14 protein-coding genes and 1 pseudogene are annotated in these 19,395 nt (G+C 60.8%); 7 read left to right on the forward strand and 8 right to left on the reverse strand.

Translation table 11 applies throughout. The annotated features are described in order from the left end of the window. Positions 1 to 104 precede the first annotated feature (104 nt). Positions 105 to 986, forward strand: coding sequence for a DUF4349 domain-containing protein (locus J4G38_RS05560; RefSeq protein WP_210516167.1), 882 nt, complete (start codon positions 105 to 107; stop codon positions 984 to 986). Positions 987 to 1,051: 65 nt separating this feature from the next. Here J4G38_RS05560 and J4G38_RS05565 read toward each other — a convergent pair whose 3' ends face one another. The 7 genes from J4G38_RS05565 to J4G38_RS05595 form a co-directional block, all read right to left on the reverse strand. After that, the gene (locus J4G38_RS05565; protein WP_210516165.1) at positions 1,052 to 1,390 is read right to left on the reverse strand and encodes a phage holin family protein; all 339 of its coding nucleotides are present in this window, start codon (positions 1,388 to 1,390) and stop codon (positions 1,052 to 1,054) included. 27 nt (positions 1,391 to 1,417) lie between these two features. Next, positions 1,418 to 2,515 (reverse strand): agmatinase family protein, encoded by a 1,098-nt coding sequence (locus tag J4G38_RS05570; RefSeq protein ID WP_210516163.1) that lies wholly within the window; start codon positions 2,513 to 2,515, stop codon positions 1,418 to 1,420. Positions 2,516 to 2,637: 122 nt separating this feature from the next. Next, a complete protein-coding gene (locus tag J4G38_RS05575; protein ID WP_226163172.1) occupies positions 2,638 to 3,270 on the reverse strand; it encodes a chemotaxis protein CheC in 633 nt (210 codons plus the stop codon). Positions 3,271 to 3,326: 56 nt separating this feature from the next. Continuing rightward, entirely contained in the window at positions 3,327 to 4,967 is a 1,641-nt protein-coding gene (locus J4G38_RS05580; protein ID WP_210516161.1) for a chemotaxis protein CheA, read from the reverse strand. Between the two features lie 105 nt (positions 4,968 to 5,072). After that, positions 5,073 to 5,474, reverse strand: coding sequence for a response regulator (locus tag J4G38_RS05585; protein ID WP_226163174.1), 402 nt, complete (start codon positions 5,472 to 5,474; stop codon positions 5,073 to 5,075). Between the two features lie 63 nt (positions 5,475 to 5,537). Continuing rightward, complete coding sequence (locus tag J4G38_RS05590; protein WP_210516159.1) at positions 5,538 to 6,068, reverse strand: chemotaxis protein CheW; 531 nt, start codon at positions 6,066 to 6,068, stop codon at positions 5,538 to 5,540. Positions 6,069 to 6,172: 104 nt separating this feature from the next. Next, positions 6,173 to 11,077, reverse strand: a complete 4,905-nt coding sequence (locus J4G38_RS05595) for a HAMP domain-containing protein (RefSeq protein WP_226163176.1) — start codon at positions 11,075 to 11,077, stop codon at positions 6,173 to 6,175. 354 nt (positions 11,078 to 11,431) lie between these two features. Here J4G38_RS05595 and topA point away from each other — a divergent pair, with 354 nt between their 5' ends. Both topA and J4G38_RS05605 read left to right on the forward strand, forming a co-directional pair. Continuing rightward, on the forward strand, positions 11,432 to 13,906 hold the full coding sequence (topA, locus tag J4G38_RS05600; RefSeq protein ID WP_210516157.1) for a type I DNA topoisomerase: 2,475 nt from the start codon (positions 11,432 to 11,434) through the stop codon (positions 13,904 to 13,906). Positions 13,907 to 13,996: 90 nt separating this feature from the next. Continuing rightward, on the forward strand, positions 13,997 to 14,866 hold the full coding sequence (locus J4G38_RS05605) for a DUF4846 domain-containing protein (protein WP_210516155.1): 870 nt from the start codon (positions 13,997 to 13,999) through the stop codon (positions 14,864 to 14,866). 50 nt (positions 14,867 to 14,916) lie between these two features. On the opposite strand, the gene J4G38_RS05610 is transcribed toward J4G38_RS05605, so the two are convergent. Continuing rightward, positions 14,917 to 15,579 (reverse strand): HAD family hydrolase, encoded by a 663-nt coding sequence (locus J4G38_RS05610; protein WP_226163178.1) that lies wholly within the window; start codon positions 15,577 to 15,579, stop codon positions 14,917 to 14,919. 255 nt (positions 15,580 to 15,834) lie between these two features. Between J4G38_RS05610 and J4G38_RS05615 the strand changes: the two genes are divergently transcribed. From J4G38_RS05615 to J4G38_RS05630, 4 genes and pseudogenes are all read left to right on the forward strand, one after another. Next, on the forward strand, positions 15,835 to 16,722 hold the full coding sequence (locus J4G38_RS05615; protein ID WP_210516153.1) for an oxidoreductase: 888 nt from the start codon (positions 15,835 to 15,837) through the stop codon (positions 16,720 to 16,722). Between the two features lie 23 nt (positions 16,723 to 16,745). Then, positions 16,746 to 17,578, forward strand: a pseudogene (locus J4G38_RS05620) (SDR family oxidoreductase). A 34-nt stretch (positions 17,579 to 17,612) separates the two neighbouring features. Continuing rightward, positions 17,613 to 18,422, forward strand: coding sequence for a helix-turn-helix domain-containing protein (locus J4G38_RS05625; protein ID WP_210516151.1), 810 nt, complete (start codon positions 17,613 to 17,615; stop codon positions 18,420 to 18,422). 192 nt (positions 18,423 to 18,614) lie between these two features. After that, the gene (locus J4G38_RS05630) at positions 18,615 to 19,331 is read left to right on the forward strand and encodes a pirin family protein (RefSeq protein WP_210516149.1); all 717 of its coding nucleotides are present in this window, start codon (positions 18,615 to 18,617) and stop codon (positions 19,329 to 19,331) included. Positions 19,332 to 19,395: the final 64 nt, after the last annotated feature.

Here is a 19,395-nt window from a genome sequence, read left to right on the forward strand (position 1 = left end):
GGACATTTTTATTTACCGCTATATGGGTTACTTCTGGTTGTTCGTTGGCATGAAAGGCAGCTGCGCAGCTTCTGTTTCGGATTTCACTTTAATGCTGATGAATCATGAAGTATCCCCTGGGGGTTGCCCTTGGGCTGACAGTGCTATTGAGCAGTTGCAGCCACGCCAATGAAAAAATGGAAGCCAGCGAGCGTGCTCCAGCCGACGCAAATATGATGATGGCAGCCCCACCGCAAGCCACGCGGGAGGATGACGCCATGGCCGAAGTTGCAACCATGCCACTGCCGGTTCCCAGGGCCGTAGTCGCTCCCTCGCGGCTGCTCATCTACCACGCCGACTTGCGGCTGAAGGTGGCCAGCCTGCCCCGCGCCAGCGCCAGCCTCGACAGCCTGGTGCAGCGCAACGGCGGCTACCTGAGCGCCGCCACTGAGGCCCGTGCCGATGGCGAATGGCGCCAGGCCATGACCATCCGGGTGGTGCCGGCGCGCTTCCAGGCCCTGATGGCGGCTTTGGGTGGCCTGGGCACCGTGGAAGAAAAAAAACTGACCACCGACGATGTCACGGCCCAGCACGCCGACGTGGCCGCTCGCCTCAACACCAAGCGCGCCGTGGAAAAGCGCTACATCGACCTGCTGGCCCGCGCGAAGAAAATCAGCGAAGTGCTGGAAGTGGAAGGCAAGATTGGCGAGGTGCGCGAAGAAATAGAGAGCACCGAAAGCCGCCTCAAAACGATGAACGACGAAGTGGCCTACTCCACTATTTCCCTGACCTGCTACCAGCTCCTGCCCCAGCCCGTGCCCGAAGCGCCAGTGGTATCCTTCGCCAGCCGCATGGTGGAGTCATTCTATACCGGCTGGACGCTGCTGACGGGCTTGCTGATTGGGGTAGTGGCCATCTGGCCTTTTCTCATCTTCGGCGGCGTGGCGTGGTGGGCAGCGCGGCGCTGGCGGCGCGGCCCGTTGCCTGCCGTCAGTGGCAAGGACTAATAAAGCAAAAGCCCGCGTAAGTGCCCGAAACAGGCACCTACGCGGGCTTTTGCAGTCAGCGGTGACTAATCAATGACCATATCAACCACGGAGTTTACCAGGGACACTGCGATGCTGAATAACAGTGCGTTGAGAAAGCCGTGCACGTCGAAGCTGCTCATCAGGTAATCAGCGAGCTTGATAATGATGACGTTGATAACCAGCAGAAACAGGCCCAGCGTGAGCACCGTGATGGGAAAGCCCAGAATCTGCAGGATGGGCTTCACGATGGCATTGAGAATGCCCAGCACGATAACCAGAATGGCGGCACTCCCGACGCCGTTCAGCGTGACACCAGGCAGCACCATGCTGAGGCCGTAGACCAATACGGCCGTGAGAATGAATTTGAGAATAAAACCGAGCATGGCAACAAGGGTAAGTGTGAAAGAAGGTTATTCTGCGGCCGATACCCCTTTGGCAACGAGCCGGCCCTGAGATACGGCCATCCAGTTACAAAGTTGGTAGAGCAGGCGCGCGCCCACCATAGCGTTCCATTCCGTATCGCCGGGGGCGACCTCGTTCAGGTCGCAGCCGATGATGGTGATGCCGGCCCGCACGATGGAGCGCAGCAAATACGTGGCTTCTTCAAACTCCAGGCCGCCGGGCACGGGCGTGCCGGTGCCGGGGCACAGCTTGGGGTCGAGGCCGTCAATATCAAAGCTGATGTAGATTTTGGGCGGCAGTTGGGCGATAATTTTGCCACAGACTTTCTTCCAGGATTTCTTGGCGAATTTCTCGTCGCTCAAAAACCGCTGGCTGAACAGGGCCACCCGGCCATTGGACTGTTCAATTACATCGGCTTCCTGCTGGCACATGTCGCGAATGCCGACTTGCACCAGTTTCTTCACCTGGGGCAGCTCCAGCGCATTGTGCATGATGCTGGCGTGCGAATACTTGAAGCCCTCGTAGGCCGGGCGCAGGTCGCAGTGGGCGTCAAATTGCAGAATGGCAAAGGCTTCGTGGCGTTCGGCCAGCGCGTGCAGGTAGCCGAGGGGCGTGCTGTGGTCGCCCCCCAGCACCACCACGCCTTTGCCCGCGTCGAGCAGGGCGCCGGTCTTGGCCTTGAGCCACTGGAGCATCTTTTCGCCTTCGGCCGTGGCTTGGACGGGCACTCCGGCAAGCTTTTTCTGGTCGGCTTCGGGCCGGCCTTCCTCCAGCCAGCCAATGTAGTCGGCGGCCAGCGGGCGCAGCTCGCGGCTGGCAGCGGCAATGGTTTCGTCGGCCTCTTCCATGGCCAGGCCCAGCTTCCAGGCCTCGGGCAGGTCCGAGTCGTACAGGTCAACCTGCAGCGACGCTTCACGAATGGCAGCCGGTCCTTCGGCGGTGCCGGCGCGGTAGCTCACGGTGACTTCCCACGGCACGGGCACCACCACTACCTGGGCTTCGTCGGGCGTGAAGGGCAGGCCAAACAGGCCGCCCGCCGCGTCGCCAAGGGCGTTAGGGTCAAAGGAAGCTATTTTTTTTGCGAAAGAGGTGTCAGCTTTTGACATCGGAATTTTTCAGAAAAGTGGAAATAAGAAACGCGGCAGTCAGGCCTGGTAAGCATAAAAGAACGTCATGCGCATCTGGCGTCGGCCAGATGCGCATGACGTTTTGGGTATTCACTCAATTTCTACGCCGACATCTGGCTGCCCAGGAAGTCGTAGCTGCGAATAATTTCCAGGATTTTCATGAATGTTACCCGGTCAAAGAACAGCATCAGGGGCAGCTCCACCATATTGTCTTTGTCGGAAAACTGCGTGATAACCGAAAAAATCAGGGGTTGCAGCTGCTGTTCGGGCAGCAGGCTTTGCATAGTGTCGGCAATATCGCCGCGCGGGGCCGTGGGCGGCGCGCCGTAGATATTGGCCTTGAGAATGTTGGCCAGCTGCGTAACCAGCGCACCGGTGATGATATTGCTGATTTCGAGCAGCAGCGACTCTTGCAATTCATTCACTTCCAGGGTTTCGGAAGTCTGCATGCGCAGACACACCCGGGAAAGGCGCTGAATGTGCTGGCCCGAAAAGAACATCAGGGTCGTGCCATTGAAATCACCCCGGATATCGGACTGAATGGGGACGTGCTTGGACTGGTATTCCCGCACTTTGCGCAGAATATCGTCGCTCATCAGCAAGTCGATGTTCGGCACTTCCAACAACACCCGTTCCTGGGCAATTACTGCGAACGAATCGGCGGCACGGGCCAGGCCGATGTTCAAAATCTCGCGGATTATATCACGCTCTAAGTCGGTCATCGATAAATCCATAACGTCGAATATAGGGGGAAGTGCAGCTGCGAGGACTGGGGTGAAAGAAAGGAGAATTAAGGGCGTTTGGCTAGAAAGAGGCGGGTAAGGGCGGGCACGTCGAGCACGAGGCAGACCTGCCCGCTGCCGAGCAAGGTAACGCCCCCAAACAGGTCGATGGTATCCAGGGGCTTGCTCAGGGGTTTGATGACGATGTTTTGCTGGCGGATAAACCGGTCAACCAACAAACCCAGGCGGCGGTTATTGTAGTTGACCACCAGCACTTGCTGGGGTCCGCTCAGGTCGGCTTTGGTGGCGGGGGGCAGGGGTTCGTCGCCCTCGTCATACAGCAGCTGTTGCAGCGGAATGAGCGGCACGGCCTGTTCGTGAAAATGCGTCACCAGCACGCCGCCCACCACCGAAATCTGGCCGGGATGCAGGGCCAGCACGGTGTCGGTGTGCAGCAGCGGCACGGCGTAAGGCCGCTCGTCCACTTCCACCAGCAGGGCGCCTTTCACGGCAATAGAAGTTGGCAGCACCAGCGTAAACGTAGTGCCCACCCCCATCTGAGATTCAACGCGCAGCTGGCCACCCAATGAATCCAGCGCCAGCTTCACCACGTCCAACCCTACGCCCCGGCCCGAAATATCGGTAACTTTCTGGGCCATTGAGAAGCCGGGTTCGAACAGGAAGGCCCACACGGCCCGCTCATCCAGGGTGGCGGCGGCGCTGGCGGTGGTCAGGCCGCGCTCCACGGCTTTGCGGCGCACGGCTTCGGTGTCGATGCCGCGGCCGTCGTCGCTCACTTGCAGGAGCACATCGTCGCGTTCCGTAAGGGCCGAGAGGGTGAGCCGGCCCACGGGAGGCTTGCCGGCCTGCTGGCGTTGGGCGGTGGTTTCGAGGCCGTGGCTGACGGCGTTGCGCACGAGGTGCAGCAGGGCATCGGTGATAATCTGCAGGATGTTGCGGTCAATCTGCACGTCCTGCCCGCTCAGCGTGAGCTCAACTTGCTTGTCTTCGGCAGAAGCCACATCGCGCACCACCCGCGGAAACTTGTTCAGGAGCACGCCCACGCCCACCAGGCGGGCATCCATCACGCTGTACTGCAAATCGTCGGAAATGCGGAACAAGTGCTGGGCCGTGGCCAGCAGGGCGGGGTTGCCGATTTCCTGCGCCAGGGTCATCACCCGGTCGCGGTCAATCACCAGCTCCCCCACCAGGTTCAACAGGTTATCGAGCTTTTTGACCTGGATGTACACCAGGTCCGACAGCTCCATTTTTTTATTGGACTCTTCCTCGGTATCCTCCGTTTCCACCTCTTCCAACACCGGCGCTTCGCCGCGCACGAGGCGGTCGAGGTTCTCGAGCAAGGCAGTTGCGTCAGGCAAGGGCTGATTGGCGCCCACGGCCCGAATCATGCTACCCAAGGCGTCAACCCCGGCAAAAACCACCCGAATCAGCGGACCACTAAACGCGCGCTCCTTGTCCCGGACCAGCCCAAACAAGGTTTCGAGGTGATGCGCTACTTCGCCGAGGTCCGTGAAGCCCATGGCGCGGGCGTTGGCCTTGAGGTTGTGCATGAGCCGGAACAGCTCATTGAGCGCCGGGCCGGCGTTGGGGTTGCGCTCCAGCTCGCTCAGGTGCCGGCTCATGGAGTCGTAATACTCCAGCGCCTCGGCCATAAACAGCTCCCGATATTCCTGGTCGCGCGTTTTCATTGGCCGGAAATGCTTGTTTTAACCACTCGCCGCTTCACCACGCGCTGCCTCGGCCCGTTGTTTCCAACGGGTGGCAGCACCAGCACGAAGCGTTGGCGCCCCACCTTACGCGGCCGTTTCCGAAGCGTCGCTTTGCAGCGCCGCGCCCACGATTTCCAACACTTTCTCTTCCGAGAAGGGCTTCACGATGTAGGCCAGGGCCCCGTTTTCAATGGCTTCGGTCACAATAACCTCCTGCCCCACGGCGCTGCACATCACCACCTTGGCAGTGGGCTGAATCTGACGTAAGCTCTTGAGCACATCCAACCCGGTATTATCGGGCAGAATCACGTCTAGGGTAATGAGGTCGGGGGCAGTCGAAGTAGCCATTTCCAGGGCCTGCGCACCGTTTGCGGCTTCGCCCACTACTTCGTAGCCGGCGTCGGTGAGCATATTTTTGAGCATCGTGCGCATGTAAAAAGAGTCGTCAACGATGAGAATGCGCTTGTTCATGGAATTTGGGGACATGATAATAAAAAGGGAGGAGGACCGGGCTGGCATACCCTGCCCCCGCGTTGTACGGGTGGGAGCCTACGAAGATGCCCCTTTTCCCGGCAGCCGCATCACCTCGCTTGGGGTCAGCAGCTTGCGCATGTCGAGCACGATGATGATGCCGCCTTCGGGCAATTTGGCGATGCCTTCGAGGTACTTGTTGCGGGTGCTGGAATCCTGCACGAATTCGGGGGCCGGCTCAATCTGGCTCAGCGGCAGGGTGAACGGGCGGGGCACTTCGCGCACCATCAGGCCCAGGGTGTAGTCGGCCGCTTCCACGGCCACGGTGTAGCTGCGCTCGGGCAAGGGCCGCCCGGCCGGCCGCAGCCGAAACCGCTCTTCCAGGTCAATAATGGCAATAATATCGCCACGCAGGTTGGCAATACCTTTAATAAAGGGGGGTGTTTTGGGCATGCGGGCCACTTCGGGCGTCACCGTTACCTCCTTAACCTGCTCAATGCGGATGCCGTAGTCCTCATCGCCCAAACGAAACACGATGAGCTGGACCAGCTCGGCGGGTTTGGCACGTTCGGCTTTGGGAGCAGGAGCGGCTAGTTCAATCTCAGCCATATGGGTGGTAGTCCGTATTGGGTTATCGCAGTTGGCAGTCAATAGTCAGCAGGTTGAAACCGGAAAACCTGGCTACTGAATACCCCTGCGTATGCTGTCAACAATTACTTGGCTTTGGCTTTCGATTTGGGTGCGGCCGCTTTGCCGGCTGCGCCGTTTTCAGCGGGCCGGCCATTCTTGGCGGCTGCTCCTGCCTTAGTCGCCTGCTTGGCCACGGCCGGCTGATGTGCAGTGGCCACCGCTTCGGTGCGCGCCGGGCTAGCCGGGCGTTCAATTCGGCGCGACGCAGGGGCTGCTAGCGGCGCTGCCGGCTCGGGGCGGGCGGCTCGGCGCATCATCCCATTCTGGCGGCCATTTTCGGGGGCTGCCGGCGGAGCGTCGTGGCGAGCGTGGTCCCGGCGGGCGCTCATGCCGTTTTGCGGAGCAGAGGCGTAGGTCTCGCGCGAGCGGTAAGTCTCGCGGTTGCTGGTGCCGCGCCGCACGGGCAGGGGCTCGGGTTCAGGCTCATAGTAGGAGCTGAGCTGGAAGGTTTCCAGACCGGCCTGGAGGTCGTCGGCAATATCGGTGAGGCGCTGCGAGCTGGTGGTCAGCTCCTGCATAGCCGTCGACAGCTGCTTGGCCGTGCCCGCCACCTGCTGCGTGCCGGTAGCCGTTTGCTCGGCAATGGCTACCACTTCCTCCACGTACTTTACCACGTCGCCGATGGAAGCTTTCTGCACCTCGGTGGCCGTGAGAATGTCGCGCGAGGTGCGCAGGGTTTCCCCGCTGCTGGTGGCAATGTTCTTAAAGGCCGAACTGGCTTCAAACGTGGCATTTTTGCCTTTCAGTACCCGGCCTTCCATGGTCGAAATTGCGGTTGCGGCCGAGGTCGTGTCCTTCCGAACGTCCTCAACCAGCGTGGCAATTTCATTGGCCGATTTGCGGGAGCCTTCGGCCAGCTTGCGGATTTCTTCGGCTACCACGGCGAAGCCGCGGCCGGCTTCCCCGGCGCGGGCGGCTTCGATGGCGGCGTTCAGGGCCAGCAGGTTGGTTTGCGAGGCGATGTCGGTAATCACGCCCAGCGACTTGCTGATTTCTCCCGACCGCGTACTCAGTACTTCAATGGTGCGCGCCGTTTGAACGGCGGCGCTGGAGATTTCCTCCATGTTTTTCACCACTTCGGCCACCGTTTTCAGGCCCAGCTGCGAGGTTTGCTCCCCGAGGATAGCCGCCTTGTTCACCACGTCGGCTTTGTTGGCCGTTTCCTTGGTGGCCTGCATGATTTCTTCGATGAGCTTAAACGCCTGGTCCGTTTTCAAGGCCTGGTTCTGCGCGCCTTCGGCCATTTGCTGCATGGCCAGGGCCACGTCAACAGTCACGCGGCTCATTTCCTGCCCTTTACCCGCCATTTCTTCCGAAGAAGTACCCACAATTTGCGAGGAATCGTTGATTTCGCCCAGCAGCTCGTTCAGGTTTTCCACGGCCAGGTTAAGGGCGCTGGACATGGCCAGAATGTCGCCCGTGGTGGCCACTTCCACGCGCTGGGTTAGGTCGCCTTCCGAAATGGCACGCACCACGCGGCTCACTTCCAGCACCGGCGAAGCGATGGATTCGAGCAGGGCATTGAGCGTATCCACCAACTCTTTCCAGGAGCCCGACACGCCGCCCACGGTGGCGCGCTCGGTCAACTTGCCCTCCACACCGGCCACTTTAGCCACGCGGCTAACTTCGACGGCGAGGCGGTTCAGGTCGTCCACCATGCTGTTGATGGTGTCCGCCAGGTCGGCCACTTCGCCTTTGGCTTGCAGGGTCAGCTTCTGGGTCAGGTCACCTTTCGAAACGGCGGTTACCACTTTCACCAGTCCCCGTACCTGCGTGGTGAGGTTGGAGGCCATGTAGTTTACGTTGTCCGTCAGGTCTTTCCACACGCCGCCCACATTGGGCACGCTGGCCTGGCCGCCGAGCTTGCCCTCGGTGCCCACTTCCTGGGCCACGCGGGTTACTTCGCCGGCGAAGATGTTGAGCGAGTCCACCATCTGGTTCAGGTTGTCCTTCAGGTCCAGCAGCTCGCCGTTGACGTTGACCGACACCTTCTGGCTCAGGTCGCCGCGCGATACGGCGGTGGCCACGTTGGCGATGTCGCGCACCTGCGAGGTCAGGTTGCTGGCCATCGTGTTCACGTTGTCCGTCAGGTCCTTCCAGGTGCCGCGCACGTTGGGCACTTTGGCCTGGCCGCCGAGCTTGCCCTCGGTCCCTACTTCGCGGGCCACGCGGGTTACTTCGTCGCCGAACGTGTTCAGCGAGTCCACCATTTCGTTGAGGTTTTCCTTCAGCTGGAGCAGCTCGCCGCGCACATTCACCGTGATTTTCTGGCTCAGGTCGCCTTTGGCTACGGCGGTGGCTACGTTGGCGATGTCGCGCATCTGCGAGGTCAGGTTGCTGGCCATCGTATTCACGTTGTCCGTCAGGTCTTTCCAGGTGCCGCTTACTTTCGGCACGTTGGCCTGGCCGCCGAGAATACCTTCGGTGCCCACTTCGCGGGCCACGCGGGTTACTTCGCCGGCGAAGATGTTGAGCGAGTCCACCATCTGGTTCAGGTTGTCCTTCAGGTCCAGCAGCTCGCCGTTGACGTTGACCGACACCTTCTGGCTCAGGTCGCCGCGCGATACGGCGGTGGCCACGTTGGCGATGTCGCGCACCTGCGAGGTCAGGTTGCTGGCCATCGTGTTCACGTTGTCCGTCAGGTCCTTCCAGGTGCCGCGCACGTTGGGCACTTTGGCCTGGCCGCCGAGCTTGCCCTCGGTCCCTACTTCGCGGGCCACGCGGGTTACTTCGTCGCCGAACGTGTTCAGCGAGTCCACCATTTCGTTGAGGTTTTCCTTCAGCTGGAGCAGCTCGCCGCGCACATTCACCGTGATTTTCTGGCTCAGGTCGCCTTTGGCTACGGCGGTGGCTACGTTGGCGATGTCGCGCATCTGCGAGGTCAGGTTGCTGGCCATCGTATTCACGTTGTCCGTCAGGTCTTTCCAGGTGCCGCTTACTTTCGGCACGTTGGCCTGGCCGCCGAGAATACCTTCGGTGCCCACTTCGCGGGCCACGCGGGTTACTTCGCCGGCGAAGATGTTGAGCGAGTCCACCATCTGGTTCAGGTTGTCCTTCAGGTCCAGCAGCTCGCCTTTTACATCGACGGTGATTTTCTGCGAAAGGTCACCTTTCGATACGGCCGTAGCCACGTTGGCAATGTCCCGCACCTGACTGGTCAGGTTCGAAGCCATCGTGTTCACGTTGTCCGTCAGCTCTTTCCAGGTACCGCCAACGCGGGGCACTACGGCCTGACCGCCCAACTTGCCCTCGGTGCCTACTTCGCGGGCCACGCGGGTCACCTCGTCACCGAAGATGTTGAGCGAGTCCACCATCTGGTTGAGGATGTTCTTCAGCTCAAGGATTTCGCCTTTCACGTTCACCGTCATCTTCTGGCTCAGGTCGCCGCGCGCCACGGCGGTAGCCACGTTGGCAATGTCGCGCACCTGCGAGGTCAGGGCCGCGGCCATGTCGTTTACGTTGTCGGTCAGGGCTTTCCACACGCCAGCCACGTTCGGCACGCTGGCCTGGCCGCCGAGTTTGCCCTCGGTACCCACTTCCTGGGCCACGCGGGTTACCTCGCCCGCAAACAGGTTGAGCGAGTCCACCATCTGGTTCAGGTTCTGCTTCAGCTGCAGGAATTCCCCTTTTACATCGACGGTCACCGTCTGCGTCAGGTCGCCTTTGGCCACGGCCGTGGCCACGTTGGCAATGTCCCGTACCTGCGAGGTCAGGTTCGAAGCCATGTAGTTCACGTTGTCGGTCAGGTCCTTCCACACGCCGGCCACGTTGGGCACCACGGCCTGGCCGCCGAGGCGGCCTTCGGTGCCCACTTCCTGGGCCACGCGGGTTACCTCGCCCGCAAACAGGTTGAGCGAGTCCACCATCTGGTTCAGGTTCTGCTTCAGCTGGAGCAGCTCGCCTTTCACGTCCACCGTTACTTTCTGGCTCAGGTCGCCTTTGGCCACGGCGGTAGCTACGTTGGCAATGTCCCGTACCTGCGAGGTCAGGTTCGAAGCCATGTAGTTCACGTTGTCGGTCAGGTCTTTCCAGATGCCGGCCACGTTGGGCACCACGGCCTGGCCGCCGAGGCGGCCCTCGGTGCCCACTTCCTGGGCCACGCGGGTTACCTCGCCCGCGAACAGGTTGAGCGAGTCCACCATCTGGTTCAGGTTCTGCTTCAGCTGCAGGAATTCCCCCTTTACATCGACGGTAATTTTCTGGCTCAGGTCGCCTTTGGCTACGGCCGTGGCCACGTTGGCGATGTCCCGCACCTGCACGGTGAGGTTCGAGGCCATGTTGTTCACGTTGTCGGTCAGGTCTTTCCAGATGCCGCCGACATTAGGCACGCTGGCCTGGCCGCCGAGTTTGCCCTCGGTGCCCACTTCCTGGGCCACGCGGGTTACTTCGCCGGCAAAAATATTCAGGTTATCAATCGTCTTGTTGATGGTTTCGGCCATCAGCTTGAAGTCGCCCGACACCGGAATCTGGAAACTCTCGTCCAGATTGCCGCGGCTGATGTTCTTCAATACCTTGCCTACTTCCAACACCGGCACGGCGATGCTGTCCACCAGGCCATTGATGTTGTTAATCATGTCACGCCAGAAGCCGGCGGCACCGTCGGCCGAGGCCCGGGCCTTGAGGTTGCCTTCTACCCCGGCCACTTTCGAAATGCGCGACACCTCCCCGCCTACCCCGCCAATCATTTCCACCATGGAATTGTAGGCTTCGGCGATTTCGGCAAAAATGTCATCGTTCTGTTTGGTCAGGCGCACCGACACATCGCCTTTTTTGAAGGCGTCGAGGGCGAACAAAACCCGGTTGAGCTGGTCGTTGACGTAGCCAGGGTCCTGGGTGTCGACCGAGCCGCGAGAACCGCCGCGTTTGCGGGTCAGGTCATTATTGGTCCGGATTACATCCAGGGGCGAAACCGCCCCGGAATCCGGCATTTCATTGGCAGCATCATCCGTAGCAGCCCCCGCGGAGGCCCGACGAGGCTTAGATTGCGGAGTCTTAGGGGAAGCCATATAGTAATAGGTATCAATCGGATGAAAGGAGGACAGAATCGAAAGGCGAAGTACGGGGTTCCCCGCCAAGAAACAAAGATAGGTGCGCCTGCCGTGGCAATGAACTACCCCGGGCTTTTGTCCTGTTCAAGGAGGCCGGGCGCGGCTAGATTATTGCTGGATGCGTTACCGCTGGGATTTATCCGGCATCTTTGCGGCCAATTTCAACATTTCGTCACGGCCTGACGTTTCCATTCTCCATACCCCTTCGGCTTGCCGTCACCCTTACCCGTTCACATGGTCAAGAATTTAGTTATCGTCGAGTCGCCGGCCAAGGCCAAAACCATTGAAGGCTACCTGGGCCAGGATTTCGTGGTGCGCTCCAGCTACGGCCATGTACGCGACTTGCCGAAAGACAACAACGCCATCGATATTGCTAATGGCTTCAAGCCAACTTACGTAGTATCACCTGATAAGCGCGAATTAATTGCCCAGCTAAAAAAACTTTCCAAGGAAGCCGAAACCGTCTGGCTCGCGAGTGACGACGACCGCGAGGGCGAAGCCATTTCGTGGCACCTGGCCGAAACGCTGAACCTGCCCGTGGCCAAAACGCGCCGCATCGTGTTCCGCGAAATCACCAAGAATGCCATCCTGGGCGCCATTGCCAACCCGCGCGAAGTCAACCAGGATTTGGTGAATGCCCAGCAGGCCCGCCGCGTGCTCGACCGCCTCGTGGGCTTCGAATTGAGCCCCGTGCTCTGGAAAAAAGTAAAACCGGGCCTTTCGGCCGGCCGGGTGCAGAGTGTGGCCGTGCGCCTCGTGGTGGAGCGGGAGCGCGAAGTGGCCAGCCATTTGAGCGCCAGCGCCTACCGCATTGTGGCCCGCTTTGATGCCGGCCGGGGGGCCGTGCTCGAAGCCGAATTGCCCACTCGCTACAAGGTGCGGGCCGAAGCCGAAGCCTTTCTGGAGCGTTGCGTAAGTGCTTCGTATCAGATTGAAAGCCTGGATAAAAAGCCTGGCAAACGCAGCCCGGCGGCCCCTTTCACCACTTCCACGCTCCAGCAGGAGGCTTCGCGCAAGCTGGGCTTCTCGGTGGCACAGACGATGAGCGTGGCCCAGAAACTCTATGAAGCGGGGAAAATCAGCTACATGCGGACCGACTCGGTGAACCTGTCGGGCGAGGCCCTGGCGGGCGCGCAAGCTGCCATTACGGCCGCTTACGGGGCCGAATACCACCACACCCGCACGTTCAAAACCAAATCGGCTTCGGCCCAGGAGGCCCACGAAGCCATCCGGCCCACCGATTTTGGCATGGTGAAAGCGGGCTCCGATGCGTCGGAGCAGCGTTTGTACGACCTGATTCGCAAGCGGGCCATGGCTTCGCAGATGGCAGAGGCCGTGATTGAGCGGACCACGGCGGTGATTGGCATCAGCACCCAGCCGGGCGTGACGCTATCGGCGACGGGCGAGGTGATTACGTTCGAGGGCTTCCTGAAAGTGTATGCCGAGAGCAAGGACGACGAGGACGAGGAAGACGCCAAAGACGGCGAATCGAGCTTCTCGCGCGGCCTGCCGCCGCTGAGCGTGGGGCAGGATTTGCCTTTACAGCGCCTGAGCGCCACGGAGCGGTTTTCGTCGCCCCCGGCGCGCTACACCGAGGCTTCGCTGGTAAAAAAACTGGAGGAAATGGGCATTGGCCGGCCTTCGACTTACGCGCCCACCATCAGCACGGTGCAGAAGCGCGGCTACGTGGAAAAAGATACGCGTGAGGGCAAGGAGCGCAAGTTCCATGTGCTGACGCTGGAAGGCGCCGCCGTCAATACCGAAGTCAAAACCGAGAACTACGGGGCCGAGAAAGCAAAGCTGTTTCCGACCGATACGGCCATGGTAGTCAATGACTTTCTGGTGGCACATTTCCCGGTGATTGTGGACTACCAGTTCACGGCCAAGGTGGAGGACGAGTTCGACCAGATTGCCAACGGCCACGAGAACTGGACGCAGATGCTGACCGGCTTCTACGGCAAGTTCCACGCGACCATTGAGGCCGGGCAGGACATTGAGCGCAACACCCTGGGCAGCACCCGCGAAATCGGGGTGCATCCTGAAACGGGCGAGAAAATAACCGCCCGCCTGGGCCGCTACGGTCCCTACGTGGCCCTGGGCGACATCGCCGACCCGGAAGTGAAGCCGGCCTACGCCAACCTGCGCAAAGGCCAGTTCATTGAGAGCATTACGCTGGAAGAAGCGCTGGAACTGTTCAAGCTGCCGCGCATCATTGGCCAGTTTGAAGAGAAGGACATGACGGCCGCGCTGGGCCGTTTTGGCCCATATATTCGCCACGACAGCAAGTTTTTCTCCCTCACCAAGGAGCAGGACCCGCACACCATCACGGCCGAAGAAGGCGTGACACTCATTGAGCTGAAGCGCAAGACGGACGCCGAACGCCTCATCAAATCCTTCCCCGAGAACCCCGATATTCAGGTGCTGAACGGTCGTTTCGGGCCGTACATCGTGGCGGGCAAGAAGAACGTGAAAATCCCCAAAGGCGAAGAGCCCACGGAGCTGACGCTGGAGCGCTGCATCGAGCTGGCTGATGCCACCCCCGACAAGCCCGCTAAAGGTGGCCGCTTCGGCAAGAAGGCTGCCCCGGCTGCCAAAGAGGAAAAAACCGACCTGCCGGCCAAGAAAAAACCGGCAGCAAAAAAGGCCGCCGTAAAGAAGCCTGCCACTAAAAAACCGACGGCCAAAAAAGCCACTGCGAAGGCGAAATAATTGCCGCCTTCCAACGTTGGAGCCCGAACAAAAAAGCCCGCACTCCGCGGGCTTTTTTGCTTCAGGCCCATGGTAATCTCCCCACTTCTCATGCCGCTAGTCCTGCTGTCACTGCCGGCCGGTGGCCTCACCAGCTCATTAGCGGCGCACCTTGCGGACTTTCCGCCGGTTTCGACAATCCGGCCCGCCGGCCTCTCCTACCCTTGGCTGGCCCGGCCCAGCAGCGCCGGCCAAACGCTGGCGTCCCGCTTCCCGGCTCCGGCTGGGTGCCGGCGCGTGGTGGTAGGTGCCAGTTCCTGGGGCGAGTGGCTGCGGTACCTGCCGTTGCGGCCCGCCGGCACCAAGGCCCGCCTTTACAATGGCGCGCTGAAAGACCGACCCGACGTGGTGGCCGCCGTAGTCGACATCGACGTGGGTACCCAGGATTTGCAGCAGTGCGCCGATGCCGTTATTCGCCTGCGGGCCGAATATTTGTTCAGCCACGACCCCAATAAGGTGCATTTCCACCTTACTACGGGCTATGACTTCTGGTTTTCTGACTACGCGGCCGGCAGGACTTTTAAGGTAAAGGGCGAAGTAGTGACCCCGGCCCCACGCCCGGCCGAGGCACCCACCCACGCGGCTCTTGGGCGTTACCTCATTCCTGCCTTCGGCTACGCAGGCACGCTTTCGCTCAGCCGCGAGCTGCGCGCCAAGCCCCTGGCAGCGGTGCAGCCCGGCGATGTGCTCATTCACGGGGGCGCGCCCGGCCACGCCGTGCTGGTGGTGGATGTGGCCGAAAACCCCACGACGCATCAGAAATTCATGCTACTGGCCCAGAGCTACATGCCGGCCCAGAACATCCACGTATTGCGCGAGGGCTACGGCGCCACGGCCTGGTTTCCGGTGGTGCCGACTGATGCGGCCGTGAGCACGCCGGAATGGGAGTTCGGGGCGAATGAGCTGGGGCAATTTGAGTAGCACCGCCCTCGTTCACTACCCTAACGGGGCCGGTGGACGTGGATGAGGTTCTACGATGGTTCTATTGCCTCGATGCCCACCGCCGTCAGTTCCGAGAAGTCCTGGATGACGCGGTCAGCCAGCCTCAAATCCTGGCCGGCCGAATGCGGGCTGGCGTAGCCAATGCAATAAATACCGGCCGCCCTGGATGCCGCCACGCCATTGGCGGAGTCTTCGATGACGATGCAGTGGGCCACGGGCGTTTCGGCCACGGCGGCCGCGTGCAGGAAAATGGCCGGGTCGGGCTTGGAGCGCACAAAATCCTCGCCGCTGACGATGTGCGAGAAGTATGGTCCCAGCCCAAACCGATTAAACACCCGCGCAATGGTAGCCTTGGAGGCTGACGAGGCCACCACCAGCTGCACATCGTGCCGCCGCAGGTCCTCAATCAGCGTCCGCACGCCGGGCAGCAGGTCGAGGCCGGCATCTTCGTCGAAGGACTTGTTGAATAGCTCCCGCTTGCGCAGCAGCAGGGTTTCTACGTCCTGGGGCAGGTTGTATTTCTGCTTGAGGTGCTGAAACACGTTGCGCGTGGACTGGCCCAGAAACGTGGCGTATTCGGCCGCAGTCACGGCAATGCCCAGCTCGGCAAACTGCGTGAAAAACGCGTGGTGGTGAATGGGCTCGGTGTCGATGATGACGCCGTCCATGTCGAAGATTACGGTACTAATCATGGGGTGGTGCGCAAGGGGCTAACTGCGGGCAAAGGTATCTGTCCATTCCGTTCAGGCGGCCATCGCCCGCCAGCACTTCCGCAACCAATGGAATCGTCTGCTCCGGCCCTCAGAGCGCAGGCTTGTGCCACTGCCCAGGTTATCAATGACGCAAAGCACGCAGTGAGCTTTTCAACAAACCAAATTTGAGCCATTCAACAAAGCAGCCCGTCGCTTATCGCCGGACCTTTATGAGGAACATAACCCCTGAAAAACATGGACAACGTATGGTTTATCACGGGCAGCGCCCGGGGCCTGGGCCGCAGCCTGACCGAAGCCGTTTTGGCCCGCGGCGGCCGGGTGGCCGCCACCGCCCGCCAGCCCAGGCAGCTGGCCGAACTCGTTACGCAGTACGGCAATCAGATTCTGCCGCTGGCGCTGGATGTGACGAATACGGCGCAGATACAGGAGGCGGTGGCCGCCGCCGTGGCCCACTTCGGGCGCATCGACGTGGTGGTGAACAACGCCGGTTTCGGCATCACCGGCGCGGCCGAAGCCTTCACCGACGAGCAGGTACGCAGCCAGCTCGAAACGAATTTGTACGCACCCATCGCCGTGACGCGCGCCGTGCTGCCCTACCTGCGGCAGCAGCGCAGCGGGCACATCCTGCAAATCAGCTCCGTGGGCGGGCGCGTGGGCAATGCCGGGCTCTCTATTTATCAGGCCGCCAAGTTTGGCCTGGGGGGCTTCACCGAAGCGCTGGCCAAGGAAGTGGCGCCGCTGGGCATCCGGGTGACGGCGGTGGAGCCCGGCGGCTTCCGTACCGATTGGGCCGGGGCCTCGATGAGCTTCGCCCCGCCGATAGCAGGCTACGACGCCGTGAACCAACGGGCCGACTTCTTTGCCAGCGGGCAGTTTGTGCCCGTGGGCGACCCCGACAAAGCCGCGCAGGTGATGATAGATTTGGTTGGAAACCCCGCGCCGCCCGTGCATTTGGTGCTGGGCAGCGAAGCCGTGGCCATCCTAAAGCAAGCCGATGCCGCCCGGCAAGCCGAATTCGAACATTGGCTCCCCGTGAGCGTCTCCACTGACCACGACGCGGCCGGGAACTTCCTGGACACCGAAATGGGCAAGTCCATCACCCGCGAAACCGGCCGCGAATAATCCGCGAATCCCTCCAATCCCCCATGAATAAAACCGTGCTAATTACCGGCGCCTCGTCCGGCATCGGCAAAGCCGCCGCCCTCAAGTTTGCGGCCGAGGGCTGGAACGTGGTGGCTACCATGCGCGGTCCGGAAAAAGAACAGGAACTGACCCAGCTGCCCAATGTGCTGGTGACGGCGCTCGACGTGCAGCAGCCCGCCACCATTGAGGCTGCCCTGGCCGCCGGAATTGCCCGCTTCGGCCACCTCATGCGCTGATGAACAACGCCGGCTACGGCCAGAACGGCTTGTTCGAGGCCATGACGCCGGCGACGATTCAGGAGCAATTCGCCGTGAACGTGTTCGGCGTGATGAACGTGACGCGGGCCATTCTGCCGCATTTCCGGGAGCGCCAGGCCGGCCTGATTCTGAACATCAGCTCCGGGGCCGGCCGGTTCACGCTGCCGTTGGTGTCGATGTACGCGGCCTCCAAGTTTGCCCTGGAGGGATTTTTCGAAGGCTTGTCGCACGAGTTGGCCGCGCTCAACATCATCGTCAAGATTATTGAGCCGGGCGGAACGGACACCAATTTCAATGCCGTGGCCCAGGCACAATTTGCCCAGCGCCCCGACCTCACCGACTACCAGCCCTTCCTGGCAGCGGCCGGGCAGCTATTTGCCGGCAGGCGAATCAAGTCGATAACCGCCAAGGAAGTGGCCGATGTGATTTACACGGCCGCTACCGACGGCACGCCCACCTTGCGCTACGCCATCGGCAACGCCGATTTCCACCGTCGCCTGGAGCAGCAGAAGCAGCTGCCCGACCAGGAGTATATTGATTCCATCCGGGAAAGCTTCCTGCAGTTTTTGCCCCGTTGAACGGGGTAGCACCGTCATCCCCCTTTCTTGCGCCATGTCCGAACAAGCAGAAACCCCGCCCCGGCCCCCAATCCTCTATTCCTGCTACTTCAGCCGGAGCCGGGAGGGCGAGCAATTTGTGCCCGAGCACATTCTCAGCTACCAGCTGGCCGGCACGCTCACCACGAATGATGGCACCAGGAAGCAGGTATTCCGGGAAGGCGATTTGTGGCTTAGCAAGCGCAACCACCTCGTCAGGTTCAGCAAGCAGCCGCCCGCGCACGGCGAGTTCAAGTCGCTCTCCATTACCCTCGACCAGGAAACCCTGCGCCGCTTCAGCCTCGAATATGGCTACCACGCCGGGAAGCACAGCGCCAGCTCCGAAACCATTATAGAACTGGAAATGAACCCGCTCTACCGCAGCTACCTCGACTCGCTGCAGCCCTACGAGCAGCTGGCCCAACCCGGCAGCGAAGGCCTGCTGACCCTCAAAGTCCGCGAAGCCATTATGCTGCTGCTCAAGTCCAACCCGGAGCTCCAGCACGTCTTATTCGACTTCTCCGAGCCTGGCAAAATGGACCTGGAAGCCTTCATGAGCCGCAACTTCCACTTCAACGTGCAACTGCGCCGGTTTGCCTACCTCACGGGCCGCAGCCTGGCCACGTTCAAGCGCGATTTTGAGAAGATATTCCGGCTCTCGCCCAGCCGCTGGCTGCAGCAGCGCCGGCTGCAGGAAGCCCATTACCTGATAAAGGAGAAAGGCCAGGCCCCTTCCGAGGTGTACCTGGAAGTCGGGTTTGAGGACCTGTCCCACTTCTCGTTCGCCTTCAAGAAAATGTACGGCGTGGCCCCTTCCAAACTGTGATGCCCCGCCGGCATATTTCAGAAACCGGGCGAAATACAAGGAAAAAGCCTTGCTGGTCGCCAGCGGGGCTTTTTTGGTTTTGGGGCCCTCGCCTTCACAAGCCGGCGCAAAATATATTTTTTTCAGGAACAATGTATAGACATTAAATGTATGTACATTTGTCACACCGACACCACTAAGACTTTTCCTATCATGGCCCGCACCATTCTGCATCTCGCCAATACCCGCAGCCACGTCAATCATGGCTGGCTCAACTCCTTTCACACCTTCAGCTTCGCCGGCTACAACAATCCCGAGCGCGTGCACTTCGGCGCGTTGCGCGTACTCAACGACGACACCGTGGCCGGCGGCATGGGCTTCGGCAAGCACCCGCACGACAACATGGAGATTATCTCCATCCCGCTTTCCGGCGATTTGGAGCACCAGGATTCGATGGGCAACAAAACCGTCATCCGCGAGCACGACGTGCAGGTGATGAGCGCCGGCACCGGCGTGGCCCACTCCGAGAAAAACCACAGCACCAAGCAGGAAGTGAAGTTTCTGCAAATCTGGGTGTTCCCCAACAAGCGCGGCATCAAGCCCAACTACGACCAGGCAACCTTCGCCCCGGCTGCCCGCCACAACCAGCTCCTGCAAGTGGTATCGCCCGCCGGCGACGGCACCAACCCGCACATCCAGCAGGATGCCTGGTTCCACCTCGGCAACCTGGACAAAGGCTTTACCACCGACTACGCCGTGAAAAAAGCCGGCAACGGCGTCTACGCTTTCGTGCTGGAAGGCGACGTGACCATCAACGGCCAGGCCCTGCACCGCCGCGACGGCTTCGGCATCTGGGAAACGAATAAGCTGGCCATCAGCGCCGACAGCAACGCCGAGCTGCTGTTGATGGAAGTACCCATGGAATTCTGATTTAGTTGTCAGGTGCTCGTTGTCAGTTGCCAGTGATGTTCTGGCAAGCGGCTCTTGGAACCTG

The sequence above is a fragment of the Hymenobacter terricola genome (assembly GCF_017921975.2).
Lineage (GTDB): Bacteria > Bacteroidota > Bacteroidia > Cytophagales > Hymenobacteraceae > Hymenobacter > Hymenobacter terricola.

Bases quoted from the DNA above. Each gene is read 5' to 3' on its own strand.
- J4G38_RS05560 (WP_210516167.1), top strand. From the start codon at position 105: ATGAAGTATCCCCTGGGGGTTGCCCTTGGGCTGACAGTGCTATTGAGC.
- J4G38_RS05565 (WP_210516165.1), bottom strand. From the start codon at position 1,390: ATGCTCGGTTTTATTCTCAAATTCATTCTCACGGCCGTATTGGTCTAC.
- J4G38_RS05570 (WP_210516163.1), bottom strand. From the start codon at position 2,515: ATGTCAAAAGCTGACACCTCTTTCGCAAAAAAAATAGCTTCCTTTGAC.
- J4G38_RS05575 (WP_226163172.1), bottom strand. From the start codon at position 3,270: ATGGATTTATCGATGACCGACTTAGAGCGTGATATAATCCGCGAGATT.
- J4G38_RS05580 (WP_210516161.1), bottom strand. From the start codon at position 4,967: ATGAAAACGCGCGACCAGGAATATCGGGAGCTGTTTATGGCCGAGGCG.
- J4G38_RS05585 (WP_226163174.1), bottom strand. From the start codon at position 5,474: ATGTCCCCAAATTCCATGAACAAGCGCATTCTCATCGTTGACGACTCT.
- J4G38_RS05590 (WP_210516159.1), bottom strand. From the start codon at position 6,068: ATGGCTGAGATTGAACTAGCCGCTCCTGCTCCCAAAGCCGAACGTGCC.
- J4G38_RS05595 (WP_226163176.1), bottom strand. From the start codon at position 11,077: ATGCCGGATTCCGGGGCGGTTTCGCCCCTGGATGTAATCCGGACCAAT.
- topA (WP_210516157.1), top strand. From the start codon at position 11,432: ATGGTCAAGAATTTAGTTATCGTCGAGTCGCCGGCCAAGGCCAAAACC.
- J4G38_RS05605 (WP_210516155.1), top strand. From the start codon at position 13,997: ATGCCGCTAGTCCTGCTGTCACTGCCGGCCGGTGGCCTCACCAGCTCA.
- J4G38_RS05610 (WP_226163178.1), bottom strand. From the start codon at position 15,579: ATGATTAGTACCGTAATCTTCGACATGGACGGCGTCATCATCGACACC.
- J4G38_RS05615 (WP_210516153.1), top strand. From the start codon at position 15,835: ATGGACAACGTATGGTTTATCACGGGCAGCGCCCGGGGCCTGGGCCGC.
- J4G38_RS05625 (WP_210516151.1), top strand. From the start codon at position 17,613: ATGTCCGAACAAGCAGAAACCCCGCCCCGGCCCCCAATCCTCTATTCC.
- J4G38_RS05630 (WP_210516149.1), top strand. From the start codon at position 18,615: ATGGCCCGCACCATTCTGCATCTCGCCAATACCCGCAGCCACGTCAAT.